We start from the raw sequence: 12888 nt of genomic DNA, 5'->3' as shown, positions 1-12888 counted from the left end.
GCCGCCAACCCTCCTAACCCTTGGACCCTCAAACGACGCTGCCACGCCATGGAGGCCCCGATGTTCGACCCCAAGCCGCTCCGCGATGCAAATGCCACGGCCGGGGAGCGCGATTTCGGCGACCTGCCGGAATGGGATCTGAGCGATCTCTACCCCGCGCCGGACGGCGCCGAGTTCAAGCGCGATCTCGACTGGCTGGAAGAGGCCTGCCGCTCCTTCGCGGAGGATTTCGAGGGCAAGCTGGCCTCGCTGGACAGCGCCGGGATGCTCGACTGCGTCCTGCGCTACGAGCGGATCGACATCGTCGCCGGACGCCTGATGTCCTATGCCGGCCTGCGCTACTATCAGAACACCACCGACGGCGAGCGCGCCAAGTTCATCGGCGATGCGCAGCAGAAGGTGACGGACTACACCACGCCGCTCGTTTTCTTCTCGCTGGAGATGAACCGGATCGAGGATGCCCATCTCGAGGATCTTCTGTCCCACAATGACGATCTGGCGCGCTATCGCCCGATCTTCGAGCGGATGCGGGCAATGCGGCCCTACCAGCTCTCGGACGAGCTCGAGAAGTTCCTGCACGACCAGTCGACCGTCGGCGCCTCTGCCTGGAACCGCCTCTTCGACGAGACAATGGCGGGCCTCGAATTCACCGTCGAGGGTGAGACACGGAGCCTCGAAGCGACGCTCGACCTCCTGACGAGCCGCGCCCGCGACACCCGCGAGGCCGCGGCGCGCGAACTGGCGCGCGTCTTCGGGCAGAACGTCCGGCTCTTCGCGCGGGTGCACAACACGCTCGCCAAGGAGAAGGAGATCGAGGATCGCTGGCGCTCCATGCCGACGCCGCAGACGGGCCGGCACCTGTCCAACCATGTCGAGCCCGAGGTGGTCGAGGCGCTGCGCAATGCCGTGGTGAACGCCTATCCGCGCCTCTCGCACAGGTACTACGAGCTCAAGCGCAAGTGGATGGGGCTGGACACGCTGGAGGTCTGGGACCGCAACGCGCCCCTGCCGATGGAGACCGAGCGCGTCATCGGCTGGAACGAGGCGCAGGAGATGGTGATGTCCGCCTATGCCGGGTTCGACCCGCGCATGGCGGAGCTGGCCGAGCCGTTTTTCTCTAAGGGCTGGACCGATGCCGCGGTGAAGCCGGGCAAGGCGCCGGGCGCCTTCGCGCATCCGACCGTGGTCGACGTGCACCCCTACGTGATGCTGAACTACCTCGGCAAACCGCGCGATGTGATGACGCTGGCGCACGAGCTTGGCCACGGCGTCCACCAGCGCCTCGCGGCCGGGCAGGGGGAGCTTCTGGCCAACACACCGCTGACGCTGGCCGAGACCGCGTCCGTCTTCGGAGAGATGCTGACCTTCCGGAAGATGCTCGCCGCGGCCGGGACCGACAAGGAGCGCAAGGTCCTGCTCGCTGGCAAGGTCGAGGACATGATCAACACCGTCGTCCGGCAGATCGCGTTCTACGATTTCGAATGCAAACTGCACGAGGCGCGTCGCCATGGCGAGCTCACGGTGGAGGACATCAACGCGCTGTGGATGAGCGTGCAAGGGGAGAGCCTCGGGCCCGCATTTACCTTCATGGAGGGCTACGAGACGTTCTGGACCTACGTCCCGCACTTCGTGCACTCGCCCTTCTATGTCTATGCCTATGCCTTCGGAGACGGTCTCGTGAACGCGCTCTACGCCTCCTACGAGGAAGCGCCGGAGGGCTTTCAGGAGAAGTACTTCGAGATGCTGAAGGCCGGCGGCTCCAAGCACCACAAGGAGCTTCTGGCGCCGTTCGGTCTCGACGCCTCCGACCCCGCGTTCTGGGAAAAGGGCCTGTCGATGATCTCAAGCTTCATCGACGAGCTCGAGGCCATGGAAGACTGAGCCTCGAGCGGTACCGGACAGCGGGACCGGGCGTGCCGATGCGCGCCCGGCCGCCGGGATTCCCTTATCCAGCCAGTTCCTTGAACAGCTCCTTCGGCGAGGATTTGTCCGGCGCCTCCCGTCTTCCGATGGCCGGGGTCTGGCGGGACCATTCGCCACTTTCGGCAAGGCGCACCATGAAGTCTCCGAGGTCGGCGTGGCGGGTTCTCACGACCTCTTTCGGCAGATGGTCCGGGAACACCTGGTAATCGCCGGTGACCTCGCCATCCATGAGCCACCCGGGGCGCACGGCGGTCCAGTTGAGCCAGTCGTCTGACGCCTCCAGCATGTGCTCCATTGCGCCCATCTGGTCGTAGACCCGGCGGAGGGCATTCATGGCCGACATCTGGAACCAGATCGGGCCATGGCGTCGCTGCTCCACGAATGCCGCGGAAATGACGATGAGGCGGGAGAGGCCGGCCTTCCGCATTCCGGTGATCGTATTGCGCACGCCGCGAGTGTAGAGCGGCGGCGGATCGAAGGCCGTCTTCAGCGACAACGGCACGCCGATGGCCGACACGACTGCATCCGCACCCTCAAGCTGCGGCGCGAGGTCCCCCGACATCACGTCCAGATCCCGCGCCTCGACATCCGGGTCCTGTGGCTTCTCGTCCTGCGACCAATGCGGTTCACATGCGATCACCTTGTGACCGCGGCGGCGGGCGGCCTGCACCGCGTCGCGCCCCGTCGCGCCGTTCGCCCCGATCACGAGGATCGTCTTTCGCCCTGGTTCGCTCATCGCGCCTCTCCTGAAGCTCAAATTCGCAGCCCAACAGGCACGGGCGCCTCGCGTTCCCCGCGGCCGCTACATCGGCGGATTTCCCGCCTCGTAAACGGCGTCGATGACAGCCTGGGTCCCCCGCGCGTCCTCCAGCGTCCACGGGAACGGCCGCTCGCCGCGGATCGCCGCGCCGAATGCTTCGACTTGCAAGACGTACTGGGCGGCGTCCGGGAAGCGCTCTTCCGTCACCGTCATGCCCTGGCGCAGGGAGATCCGTGCTTCGCCGTAGGACTGCGCGTTGAACGGCGTGTGCACCTCGATCGCGCCGGCATCGCCCAGGAAGACCATGCGTTGCGCGTTGTCGATCCGCATGGAGGTCAGCCAGTTCGCGGTAAATCCCTGGAAACGGGCGGCGACGGAGGCAGAGACATCGACGCCGTTCTCCCATGTCAGATCCGCGGCGGTGATCTCGACCGGCTCCTGCCCGGTGGCCCAGCGTGTGGAGCCGTAGACGTAGACGCCGATATCGGGAATGATCCCGCCGCCGTCACCGGCGCGGTTGCGGATGTTCGACAAGTCGGTGTTGTTGAAGCCGAAGAAGCCGGTGACATGCCGCAGCGTCCCGATCACGCCTCCGCTGAGCATCTCCCGCACGCGCTGCCATTGGGGGTGATGCACGATCATGTAGGCCTCGGCAGCCTGCAATCCGGTCTCGTCCCGCACCGCGATCAGCCGGTCGATCTCCTCGGCCTCCATGGCGATGGGTTTTTCGGTCAGGACGTGCTTGCCCGCTCGAAGCGCCTTCTCCGTCCACTCGACATGGAGCGCGTTCGGCAGGGGGATATAGACCGCGTCGATGTCCGGGTCCTGCAGGACGGCGTCGTAACTGTCGAGGACCCGCAGATCCGGGTTCAGGGACTGGAACGGCGCGGCCTTCTCGGACGAGGACGTGCCGAGCGCGGCGAGAACGGCGCCTCTCGCGCTGTGGATCGCAGGGGCCATCTGCCGCTGCGCGAAGTCTGCTGCGCCAAGGATACCCCAGCGGATCGGTTGTTCGCTCATGCGTTTTCCTCCCGTGAACCAGCTTTGCGGACGGTAGCGAAGGGGGGAGGAGGGGAAAAGGGCTGGCGAAGTGCGCGTGAAAGGAGCGCCCTGCGCGTGGCCCGGTTTGAGGCCGTGCGCGTCCAAGGGGGCATTGCGTGACTGCGTTCCGGGGCAACGAAGGCTTATGGCGGATAGCCCGGCCTGTCCCGTCCGGCGTTCGACGAATTGGCCCGAGGCGGCCCTTCGGGTCTGGCAACGTTCGGGGCGAAATAGTGCCGTCCCTCTGCCGCACGGCATCAAGTGAAGGGGCGATGGCTCCTCGTTCGACGCATGCCCGGACGTGCGCGCCTACGCATCTTCCCCCCCCTCAACAAAGAACACCCGGCCGCATCATCTGCGGCCGGGTGCGCTTGCAGTCAGGTCTTGAACTCGGGTCAGACCGGTTCGGCCACCACGCCGCGCTCCGACGCGAGGGAGCGCATCCGGTTCTGGAGCTTCTCGAAGGCGCGGACCTCGATCTGGCGGATCCGCTCCCGGCTGACATTGTAGACGCCGGAGAGGTCTTCGAGGGTCACGGACGGCTCTGCAAGACGGCGCTGGGTAAGAATGTCCTTCTCACGGTCGTTCAGCACCTCCATCGCTTCCATCAGAAGCTCCCGCCGGACGCTCATCTCGTCACTCTCGGCGTAGGCTTCGGCCTGGTCGGCATCCTCGTCCTCGAGCCAGTCCTGCCATTGCGTCGAGCTGTCGCCGTCGCTGCCGATCATCGCGTTGAGCGAGGCATCCCCGCCGGACATCCGGCGGTTCATGCTGATCACCTCTTCTTCGGTGACCCCGAGATCAGTGGCGATCCGCTTGACGTTGTCCGGCCGCAGATCGCCTTCTTCGAGCGCGCCAAGGCGGGCCTTGGCCTTGCGGAGGTTGAAGAACAGCTTCTTCTGCGCGCTGGTCGTGCCCAGCTTCACGAGGCTCCAGGACCGAAGGATGTACTCTTGGATGGAGGCACGGATCCACCACATCGCGTAAGTCGCGAGACGGAAGCCCTTCTCCGGATCGAACCGCTTGACGGCCTGCATCAGGCCGACATTCGCCTCCGAGATCACCTCGGCCTGCGGCAGGCCGTAGCCGCGATAGCCCATGGCGATCTTCGCCGCGAGACGCAGGTGGGACGTGACGAGCTGGTGCGCCGCCTCGCTGTCCTCATGGTCGGTCCAGCGCTTGGCGAGCATGTATTCCTGCTCCGGCTCCAGCATCGGAAACTTCCGGATTTCCTGCAGATAGCGGTTGAGGCCCTGTTCCGGCGACGGTGCCGGGAGACTTGCAAAATTGGCCATGACCTTCCCTCCGTGTCGAGCGGGCGGGCACATGTTCAAAGGCATGCCTCGCCTGTTGGATCAGATATAAGAACTAAACCGATCAGTTCAAGTTCGTCCGGTCCGGATTTCTGCCGCGTCCGCATCGAACATGGAAACAACGCATTAATGAAGGGTTACCGTCGCGGTTTCACGGCGAAATGAGGCATGTGTCAGGCCGGACCCGAGGCGCGGAGGGCCCCGAGAAGCGCCGTCATGTCCTCCGGCAGGGGGGCTTCGAAGGAGAGCCGCTCTTCGCTCACGGGATGAACGAACGCCAGGGTGGCGGCGTGAAGTGCCTGCCTTTCAAAGCGATCCATCGCTTCGGCCGCCGCGCCGAGGGACTTCGGGGGTGCTCGGCGGCGACCTCCGTAGACCGGATCGCCTGCAAGCGGAAAGCCCAGGTGCGACAGGTGGACGCGGATCTGGTGGGTGCGCCCGGTTTCGAGGCGGCATTCCAGCAGAGCGGCGGCCGGAGGCGTCCCGAAGGTCTCGCGGGCCCGGGCGCGGGTCACGGCCCGGCGTCCGCCCGATTGCTGGACGGCCTGTCTCTGACGGTCCTTGGGATGACGGCCGAGACGCGTCTCGATCCTGAGGACGCCGCCGTCTTCCCAGCGCGCGGCGGACATACCGCCAAGACGGGGATCGGCCGGATCCGGCGCGCCGTGGCAGATCGCGAGGTACCGCCGGTCGGCGGTATGCGCCTCGAACTGCGCGGCGAGGCCGTGATGGGCGGCGTCGGACTTGGCCACGACGAGAAGCCCCGATGTCTCCTTGTCGATCCGGTGCACGATGCCGGGACGGGCCGAGCCGCCGACGCCGGAGAGCGTCTCGCCGCAATGCCCGAGGAGCGCGTTGACGAGGGTGCCGGAGGGCGTTCCGGGGGCGGGGTGGACGACCATGCCGGCGGGCTTGTTCACCACGATCAGGTGAGCGTCCTCGAAGGCAATGTCGAGCGGGATGTCCTCGGCCGTCATGTGGGTCGGGGCAGGGGGCGGCACGTCGATGCGAAGACGATCGCCCTCGGCGACCCTGGCCCTGGGATCGGTGAGGGGCGCGCCGTCCCGGCTGACATGGCCGTTCTCTATGAGCCTTGCGAGGCGCGAGCGGCTGAGCGCGGCGCTCTCTGGCACATCCCGCGAAAGCGCCTTATCAAGCCGACCCGGCGGCTCGGCTCCGATCGTCACCCATATCGCGTCTTCGAGGTCTTCCAATGGACCGCCCTTCGCTCACGCCCGATTCAGATGCCGGGGAGGTGCTCCCGGCCGGCCCGCCGCCGGACCCGGCCGACCTGCGCGCGCTGCGCTGGTTGAGGGGGCTCGTCATGGCGCTTCTGGTGACGATGATCCTCGGTGTCGGCACCGTGAGCGGTCTCGTCGCGCTGCGCCTGTCGGCCCCCTCGGCACCGCCGGCCTTCCCCGATAGCCCGGACCTGCCGCCGGGCGCAACGCCCCTTGCGGTGACCCGCGGAGACGGATGGTGGGCGGTGGTCACCGATGACGGCCGCATCCTGATCCTCGGGGCGGACGGAACGGTGCTGGACGAGGTCGCCGTCGCGCTGCCCTGAGCGCTCAGGCGAGCCCGCCCAGAAGCGGCACGAGGCTCAGGCGCCGGTCCGGTCCCTCGCGCGCGGTGAGCATCCAATCCGCCGTCGGGGCGGAGCGGGCCCTGAGACGGCTGATGCGCCAGCGTCCGAAGCTCTTCTTCGGCGCCTCCGAATGCCGCGAGGCCAGGGACCAGCGCGTCTCGATCCCGGCGGAGCCACCCTCCGCCGTCAGGATCAGCCCCATCGGCCAGTGCGCCGGATCGTCCTTCCGCTCGGACCCCGTCTCCGCGGCCAGGTGCAGCCGCCGCACCGGTGTCAGCCCCGGCGGACGGGGCAGCTCGGCCACCACGGTGGGGACGGAGCCCGAGCGCAGGCTTTCCTCCATGCACCACAGCAGATCCTCCTCCCGCCGCGGCGTCACGGTGTAGACGCGGGCGGGATCCATCCAGCGGGTCAGCCCCTCGCCGTTCAGCCGTTCGGGATACCAGGCCGGCACGATCCAGATGACCGGGCCGGGGCGGGCGCCGGCGATGGCAACGGCGAGTGTGCGCCTGGCGGGACCGCAGATCTCGTGCGTCCGGCCGAGGGCGAGGTCCACGCCCGGCAGGAGCGTCATCGCGGGCCGCGCGCTGCGGGAGGTCCGGGACAGGAGGGTATGAAGCGACTCGGTCATGGGCCCAAGTTTAGAATGTTCATACTTCGTTCTCAAGTCCGCTCCCCTTGCGGCTGCCGCTCCGTCGGGTAGTCCGGTAGGGAAGAGATCCCTTGCGAAGGACATGCTGCGATGAAGACGAGAAAGATCGGCGAAAGCGGCCTCGAGGTCAGCGAAATCTGCCTCGGCACCATGACATGGGGCAGCCAGAACGACGCGGCCGAGGCCCATGCCCAGATCGACCGGTCGGTCGAGGCCGGCGTGACCATCATGGACGCGGCCGAGATGTACCCCACCACCCCGCGGCGGGACGACACCACCGGCCGCACCGAGGAGATCATAGGCGAATGGTACGCGGGCGCCGCCGGCCGGCGGGAGAAGATGCTGATCGCCACGAAGATCGCCGGGCCGAACGGCGGCTTCGCGAATGACGGGCGCGGCGTTCATCCCGACACGATGCGCGCCTCGCTCGAGGGCTCGCTCCGGCGCCTCGGAACCGACCGCATCGACCTCTACCAGCTTCACTGGCCGAACCGCGGCTCCTACCACTTCCGCCAGAACTGGGACTTCGATCCCAGCGGCATCTCCCGCGCCGAGACCGAGCAGCACATGGCGGACGTTCTCGGCACCGCGGCCGAGCTTCGCGCCGAAGGCAAGCTGCGGGAGATCGCGCTATCGAACGAGACGGCCTGGGGGACAGCCAAGTGGCTGGAGATCGCCCGGCGGGACGGCCTGCCGCGGATGGCCTCGATCCAGAACGAGTATTCGCTCCTCTGCCGTCTTTACGACACGGACCTCGCCGAGCTCTCGGTCACCGAGGATGTGCCGCTTCTGTGCTATTCGCCGCTCGCCGCGGGCCTGCTGACCGGCAAGTATCGCGGCGGCGCCGTGCCGGAGGGTAGCCGTCAGTCGATCAACGCCGGCCTTGGCGGGCGAATGACGGACGGGGTGCATGCGGCGGTCGAGGCCTATGCGAACATCGCCGAGGCGCATGGGCTGGACCTTGCCCAGATGGCGCTGGCCTTCTGCATGACCCGGCCCTTCATGGGCTCCACGATCATCGGCGCGACGACGCCCGAGCAGCTCGAGACCGCTCTCGGCGCGGCTGACGTGACGCTGACCGACGAGGTGATGGCCGAGATCGGCAAGGCTCACAGGGCCCACCCGCTGCCCTACTGATCGAGCGCGCGAACCGGCGGCGTCAGGTCCATTCGGGCAGGGCGCCGCCGGGCAGGTCGGCACGGGCGAGCCGCAGCGTTTCGGGGGCGACGTTCTCCGCCTCGGCGAAGCGCATCACCCAGGCATCGTCCATCATCACGAAATCCAGCACCGAGGCGAGGAACTCCGGATCCGCGGCGCCCGCGGCCAGCTCGTCCCGCGCCAATCCCGACGAGCCGAGGAAGACCTCGAGCAAATCGTCCTCCCGCGCCAGCCAGCCCAGTGCCCTGATGGCGAGAATTTCGGCGCTATCCTGCGACATGATCGATCCCCGGAGGTCTGGTCATCATTTGTTAACCATTTCTGCCCAGAAGTGAACGCACCCCATGGGCGAGGCGAATTGTTCCAAACATGTCAGGTCCTATTCTCATCGTCGACGATCTCGCAACCAACCGTATCGCCCTGAAGGCGCAGCTTGGTGAGAGCTGTCACGATTTCGTTCAGGCGACGCTGTGCAACGGGTTGCGGGAGGCGCGGCGGACACATCCGCAGATCATTCTTCTGTCCGTGGGGGATGACAGGCTGGGTGTGAGCCTCTGCCGCCGCATGAAGGCGGACCCGCTGCTCGCGCACGTGCCGATCATCGCCATTTTGCGGATGGGGGACGAGAGCACCTCCAACGACGCGCCGGCGATCCGCCGGGGGGCACTTCACGCCGGGGCGGAGGACGTGATGAGCGTGCCCGTCGATGCAACGCTCCTGCTGGCGAGGATCCGCAATCTGCGGCGCGTGGCGGCGGAAGCGCAGGACATGACGCCGAATGCCGTACTCGGCCCGGATACCTTCGCCACGAGCGCACCTGCGCCGAACCTGTTCGGCACGGGACTGGCGGAAGCCGCCCAGACCTTCGAGCGGCCGGGGCGGGCGGTAATCGTCGCTTCGGATCGCGGCGAGGCGATCCTCTGGCGCGGGCGCCTCGCGCGCTTCTGCCATCACGCGATCGAGATCATGGACCGGACCGAGGCGCTCGACGCCTGGGAGGAGCGGCGGCGCAGACCGAGCGGTCGCGACGCCGACGCCCGAACCCCGCCGGACCTTTTCCTCGTCCTGTCGCGGCGCGATGCGCTGCCGGGCGAGGTGCTCGGCCTCGTCAACGATCTGCGCTCCAACGAGGCGACGCGGCAATGCGGGATCATCGTTGCCACGTCCGATCCGGAGATCGCCGCCTACGCCCTCGATATCGGCGCCTGGGACGTGATCGGCCTGCCGGTGGATTTCGAGACCTGCGCCATCCTTCTGTCCAGGCAGATTGCCCGGAAGCGGGTTGCCGACCGTCGCCGCCGCGCGCTGCGCGACGGGCTAGAAGCTGCCGTCCTCGACCCCCTCACGGGCCTTGCCAACCGCCGGGCGGTCCTCGCTGTGCTGGCCGACACCGTGCACAATGCGGCCAGGACCAAATCGTGCTGTGGCGTGCTCGTGGTCGATCTCGACAACTTCAAGGACGTCAACGACACCTTCGGCCATGCGGCGGGGGACATCGTCCTGTCCGAAATCGCCAGCCGTTTGTCCCGTGCCTGCCGGACGCGCGACCTGATCGGACGGATCGGCGGTGAGGAGTTCCTTGTGATCCTTCCCGACACGGACCTGACCGAGACGCTCGCCATGGCGGAACGCCTGCGCCGGGAGGCGAGCAGCCGCCCCGTCGCCCTTGCGTCGACGCCTGCGGGAAGCACGATGGAGCGCGAGGCGCATTCCCTGAAACAGACGATCTCGATCGGCCTGACGACGTTCTGCGGAGAGGACGGCCGCAGTTCGGCGGAGATCCTCGCGGATGCTGACCAGGCGCTCTACGGAGCCAAGACGGCGGGCCGCAATCGGGTCATACGATCCTGCCAAAATATAAAGGGCTCGAGAGGAGAGGACGTGGCGCAGGCTGGATAAGCGGCAGCGTGATCCGTCTCAATATATCGGCGCAAGGCTTTGCAGCGAAACGGTTTCCGGAAACCTGTGCCGCCAGTTGTAGGCCATCAGTCTCGCTTCCCCGGTGGAGGGCCGCGCCGCCCTGGTCCGCGGCGGATCGCCTGTTGCAACCGGTCGGCAAACGCCGCGCGTTCGGCGGCGTCCATGGTCGAGAGGCGCTCGATCATGATCGCGTGGCCGCGCTTCCGTCCCCGATCGACGATTTCCCCCTGCCGGGCGAGCAGGCTCTCCAGCCGTGCCGGGTCGAACGGATCCGCGCGGAGCGCCTCGATCGTCTCGGCGAAGGTCGTGCGCATCTCCCGGCGGTCCGCCCGGAAGGCGGCCCGGCCCTCTGCCGCCGCGCCGCGCAGCGCCTCCCGATCCCGCTGGCCGAAAGCGGACAGGTAGGGGCCGAGGCCCAGTTCGCCCTCGACGCGCGCAGGGCGGTGCCGGTCCTTCAGGGCCGCTCCGATGACGATGCCGCCGACCAGCAGGTTCAGGGCCAGCGACAGGATGAGTAAGGCACGCAGCCAGATCGGCACGCGGCGGGACGGGGCGGGCGTATCAGCCATCGACGGCGGCATCCTCGGTCAGAAGGGGGGAGATATCGGGCATCGCCCACGCGAGGGTGGTCTCCTCGTCGCCGGTCACGCCGGGCAGGTCCACGGCGAAAGGCGGCGCGTAGCCGATCCAGAGACCTGCCAGTGTCGCCGCGCTTAGGGTCGCTGCGGCCGGCCAGCCGCCGAGGGCGGCGAGCGCACGTCGAATGCGACCGCTTGCTGGGAGCGATGGCGCGGGGGCGTGCACGGGGTCGATCTCCCGCGCCTCGGCGACGTCGTAGGCATCGGCAAGGATACGGCCCATCAGCGCGGTCGAGGGCGCGGCCCCCTCCTGCCGCGCCGCCGCGAAAAGGGCGTCCAGCTCGGCATCCTGCCGCAGGTCCAGTTCGGTCCCGGTCTTCGTGGTCCTCGTCTTCATTCTTCGAACCCCAGTTCGTCGCGACGCCCCTTGAGGATCGCGGACAGGCCGCGCTTGCCGCGCGCGATCAGGCTTTCCACCGCCTCGATGCCGACGCCCATCACATCCGCGATCTCGGGGTTGGGCAACCCCTCGAGGTGGCGAAGGGTGATGGCGGTGCATTGCCGCTCCGGCAGGTCCGCCAGCGCGGCCCGGAGAGCGGCGGTCCGGGCCCGGTGCTGCAAGCCCGCTTCGACGCCAGGGGCGTCCGCGGCGGGCTCGGTTCCCTCCGGGAACGCGATGTCCCAGCCCACGGACCGACGTCGGCGCAGGCGGTCGGTGCAGAGGTTCGACGCGACCCGCCAGAGCCATGTCGAAACCTGCGCCTCTCCCCGGCGCCAGTCGGGGGCAATCTTCCACAGCCGCAGCATCGCCTCCTGCGTGACGTCCTCCGCCTCCGCGCCATCGCCGAGCATCCGGCTCGCCAGCGCATGGATGCGTGGGGCGAGGCGCAGGGTCAGGGCGCGGGCCGCTGCGCGGTCTCCGCCGGCATAGAGCGCGAGCAGGTCCTCGTCGGACCTCTCCTCGGTGACGTCGAGCGGCATGTCCATCCTTCGGCTTTGGTATCCTGCCGGTTCGTCGCCCGACAATGGCGGGCCGGGCGATCAGGGCGGGGCCGGGCGAACATCCGCCTCGGCCCCGCCGCGCGGGATGTGCTCAGGAGCGGGGCCGCGTCACCGGGCGTCCTGCCCGTCGGGTCCTGGACGGAGCGCCCGCAGCGCGTCGAACTCGGCCTCGCTCAGCGATCCGTTGCCGTCCGTATCGCCGAGGTGGATCATGGCGCGGGCCATGCCGCCTCTGTCCGGTCCGCCGCGCCAGGTGCCGCGATGCGGCCGGCCGCCATCCTCCGCGCGCTCCCGCTTGCCGGGATGCGCGCCGCGCATGCCCGGCCCGCCGCGATGCCCGTGCATCTGGGCTTGCTCCGCCGCGTCCAGTGCGTCCTGACGGGTCACCGTGCCGTCCCCGTCCGTATCGAGCCTGTCGAACATCCGGCCCACGTGCCGTTCGAAGCGCTCTGCCTCCCGGCGTTCCGCCGCGGCGCGCATGTCCTCGAGGCTGATCTCGCCGTCGCCGTCCTCATCGGCGGCGTCGAACATCGCGGCAGCACGGGCGCGCGACCGGTTCGAGAGCTCCTCGAGGGAGAGGTCGCCGTCGCCATCGGCATCGAGATCGGCGAAGGCCGGGCGGTCGGCACGCTCGGGGCCGGCGCTCTGGGCGAAGGCCGCGGGGGCGAGGCCGGCGGCGATCAGGGAGGCGATCAGGGTCATCCGTGTCATCTTGGAACAGGTCCTCTCGGGAATATGTCGTCCGCGTCGAAGCCCCGGTCCGCCTTGGTCCCGTGGGGGAGGCCACCGCCCGGCGCTTCGAAGGGTTCCACGCACCACGCGCCGCATTCCGTCGTCACGCTTTCGTCAGATGCCAGCGGCCCGCAACGGCGGTCCCGGGGCCCTGCGACCGATGCACCCGTCGCCATGACGTCCGATCTTCCCTATGTATGGTCTTCGCGGAGAGCACCGAA

14 protein-coding genes are annotated in these 12888 nt (G+C 68.2%); 4 read left to right on the top strand and 10 right to left on the bottom strand.

Translation table 11 applies throughout. The features are described 5' to 3' along the window. Nucleotides 1–60: 60 nt before the first annotated feature. Nucleotides 61–1881: a M3 family oligoendopeptidase gene (locus DQG15_RS02885; RefSeq protein ID WP_370454155.1), complete on the top strand. Its 1821-nt coding sequence runs from the start codon at nucleotides 61–63 to the stop codon at nucleotides 1879–1881. A gap of 64 nt (nucleotides 1882–1945) precedes the next feature. Here DQG15_RS02885 and DQG15_RS02880 read toward each other — a convergent pair whose 3' ends face one another. The 4 genes from DQG15_RS02880 to DQG15_RS02865 all read right to left on the bottom strand — a co-directional run bounded on the left by DQG15_RS02880 (nucleotide 1946) and on the right by DQG15_RS02865 (nucleotide 6251). After that, nucleotides 1946–2659, bottom strand: a complete 714-nt coding sequence (locus DQG15_RS02880; RefSeq protein WP_232830686.1) for an NAD(P)-dependent oxidoreductase — start codon at nucleotides 2657–2659, stop codon at nucleotides 1946–1948. A gap of 66 nt (nucleotides 2660–2725) precedes the next feature. Continuing rightward, nucleotides 2726–3703, bottom strand: a complete 978-nt coding sequence (locus DQG15_RS02875) for a Gfo/Idh/MocA family protein (protein WP_116082583.1) — start codon at nucleotides 3701–3703, stop codon at nucleotides 2726–2728. Nucleotides 3704–4119: 416 nt separating this feature from the next. Beyond that, complete coding sequence (gene rpoH, locus DQG15_RS02870) at nucleotides 4120–5019, bottom strand: RNA polymerase sigma factor RpoH (protein ID WP_116082581.1); 900 nt, start codon at nucleotides 5017–5019, stop codon at nucleotides 4120–4122. Between the two features lie 191 nt (nucleotides 5020–5210). Further along, nucleotides 5211–6251 (bottom strand): RluA family pseudouridine synthase, encoded by a 1041-nt coding sequence (locus tag DQG15_RS02865; protein WP_232830685.1) that lies wholly within the window; start codon nucleotides 6249–6251, stop codon nucleotides 5211–5213. Here DQG15_RS02865 and DQG15_RS02860 point away from each other — a divergent pair. Further along, the gene (locus tag DQG15_RS02860) at nucleotides 6251–6604 is read left to right on the top strand and encodes a DUF6476 family protein (protein WP_232830684.1); all 354 of its coding nucleotides are present in this window, start codon (nucleotides 6251–6253) and stop codon (nucleotides 6602–6604) included. The two genes, DQG15_RS02865 and DQG15_RS02860, sit on opposite strands and share 1 nt — an antisense overlap. Before the next feature lie 4 nt (nucleotides 6605–6608). On the opposite strand, the gene DQG15_RS02855 is transcribed toward DQG15_RS02860, so the two are convergent. Then, the gene (locus DQG15_RS02855) at nucleotides 6609–7256 is read right to left on the bottom strand and encodes an ImuA family protein (protein ID WP_116082579.1); all 648 of its coding nucleotides are present in this window, start codon (nucleotides 7254–7256) and stop codon (nucleotides 6609–6611) included. A gap of 111 nt (nucleotides 7257–7367) precedes the next feature. Here DQG15_RS02855 and DQG15_RS02850 point away from each other — a divergent pair, with 111 nt between their 5' ends. Further along, on the top strand, nucleotides 7368–8414 hold the full coding sequence (locus DQG15_RS02850; protein WP_116082578.1) for an aldo/keto reductase: 1047 nt from the start codon (nucleotides 7368–7370) through the stop codon (nucleotides 8412–8414). Nucleotides 8415–8436: 22 nt separating this feature from the next. On the opposite strand, the gene DQG15_RS02845 is transcribed toward DQG15_RS02850, so the two are convergent. Next, entirely contained in the window at nucleotides 8437–8715 is a 279-nt protein-coding gene (locus DQG15_RS02845; protein ID WP_116082576.1) for a DUF3572 domain-containing protein, read from the bottom strand. Nucleotides 8716–8804: 89 nt separating this feature from the next. Between DQG15_RS02845 and DQG15_RS02840 the strand changes: the two genes are divergently transcribed. Then, nucleotides 8805–10334, top strand: coding sequence for a diguanylate cyclase (locus DQG15_RS02840; protein WP_116082575.1), 1530 nt, complete (start codon nucleotides 8805–8807; stop codon nucleotides 10332–10334). A gap of 86 nt (nucleotides 10335–10420) precedes the next feature. Here the strand turns inward: DQG15_RS02840 and DQG15_RS02835 are convergent, their stop codons facing one another. From DQG15_RS02835 to DQG15_RS02820, 4 genes are all read right to left on the bottom strand, one after another. Continuing rightward, nucleotides 10421–10924 (bottom strand): periplasmic heavy metal sensor, encoded by a 504-nt coding sequence (locus DQG15_RS02835; RefSeq protein ID WP_157968875.1) that lies wholly within the window; start codon nucleotides 10922–10924, stop codon nucleotides 10421–10423. Continuing rightward, nucleotides 10917–11330: a dihydroorotate dehydrogenase gene (locus DQG15_RS02830; RefSeq protein WP_116082571.1), complete on the bottom strand. Its 414-nt coding sequence runs from the start codon at nucleotides 11328–11330 to the stop codon at nucleotides 10917–10919. The genes DQG15_RS02835 and DQG15_RS02830 overlap by 8 nt, the downstream gene beginning before the upstream one ends. Beyond that, complete coding sequence (locus tag DQG15_RS02825) at nucleotides 11327–11920, bottom strand: RNA polymerase sigma factor (protein WP_116082570.1); 594 nt, start codon at nucleotides 11918–11920, stop codon at nucleotides 11327–11329. Before DQG15_RS02825 ends, DQG15_RS02830 begins: the two co-directional genes overlap by 4 nt. Nucleotides 11921–12043: 123 nt before the next feature. Next, the gene (locus DQG15_RS02820) at nucleotides 12044–12646 is read right to left on the bottom strand and encodes an EF-hand domain-containing protein (RefSeq protein ID WP_198665053.1); all 603 of its coding nucleotides are present in this window, start codon (nucleotides 12644–12646) and stop codon (nucleotides 12044–12046) included. Nucleotides 12647–12888: the final 242 nt, after the last annotated feature.

This window comes from Tropicimonas sp. IMCC34011, from assembly GCF_003390865.1.
Classification (GTDB): domain Bacteria; phylum Pseudomonadota; class Alphaproteobacteria; order Rhodobacterales; family Rhodobacteraceae; genus Tropicimonas_B.
Note: the sequence above shows the minus strand (reverse complement) of the source record. Positions and strands in the feature narration are given on the sequence as shown.

Bases quoted from the DNA above. Each gene is read 5' to 3' on its own strand.
- DQG15_RS02885 (WP_370454155.1), top strand. From the start codon at position 61: ATGTTCGACCCCAAGCCGCTCCGCGATGCAAATGCCACGGCCGGGGAG.
- DQG15_RS02880 (WP_232830686.1), bottom strand. From the start codon at position 2,659: ATGAGCGAACCAGGGCGAAAGACGATCCTCGTGATCGGGGCGAACGGC.
- DQG15_RS02875 (WP_116082583.1), bottom strand. From the start codon at position 3,703: ATGAGCGAACAACCGATCCGCTGGGGTATCCTTGGCGCAGCAGACTTC.
- rpoH (WP_116082581.1), bottom strand. From the start codon at position 5,019: ATGGCCAATTTTGCAAGTCTCCCGGCACCGTCGCCGGAACAGGGCCTC.
- DQG15_RS02860 (WP_232830684.1), top strand. From the start codon at position 6,251: ATGGACCGCCCTTCGCTCACGCCCGATTCAGATGCCGGGGAGGTGCTC.
- DQG15_RS02855 (WP_116082579.1), bottom strand. From the start codon at position 7,256: ATGACCGAGTCGCTTCATACCCTCCTGTCCCGGACCTCCCGCAGCGCG.
- DQG15_RS02850 (WP_116082578.1), top strand. From the start codon at position 7,368: ATGAAGACGAGAAAGATCGGCGAAAGCGGCCTCGAGGTCAGCGAAATC.
- DQG15_RS02845 (WP_116082576.1), bottom strand. From the start codon at position 8,715: ATGTCGCAGGATAGCGCCGAAATTCTCGCCATCAGGGCACTGGGCTGG.
- DQG15_RS02840 (WP_116082575.1), top strand. From the start codon at position 8,805: ATGTCAGGTCCTATTCTCATCGTCGACGATCTCGCAACCAACCGTATC.
- DQG15_RS02835 (WP_157968875.1), bottom strand. From the start codon at position 10,924: ATGGCTGATACGCCCGCCCCGTCCCGCCGCGTGCCGATCTGGCTGCGT.
- DQG15_RS02830 (WP_116082571.1), bottom strand. From the start codon at position 11,330: ATGAAGACGAGGACCACGAAGACCGGGACCGAACTGGACCTGCGGCAG.
- DQG15_RS02825 (WP_116082570.1), bottom strand. From the start codon at position 11,920: ATGGACATGCCGCTCGACGTCACCGAGGAGAGGTCCGACGAGGACCTG.
- DQG15_RS02820 (WP_198665053.1), bottom strand. From the start codon at position 12,646: ATGACACGGATGACCCTGATCGCCTCCCTGATCGCCGCCGGCCTCGCC.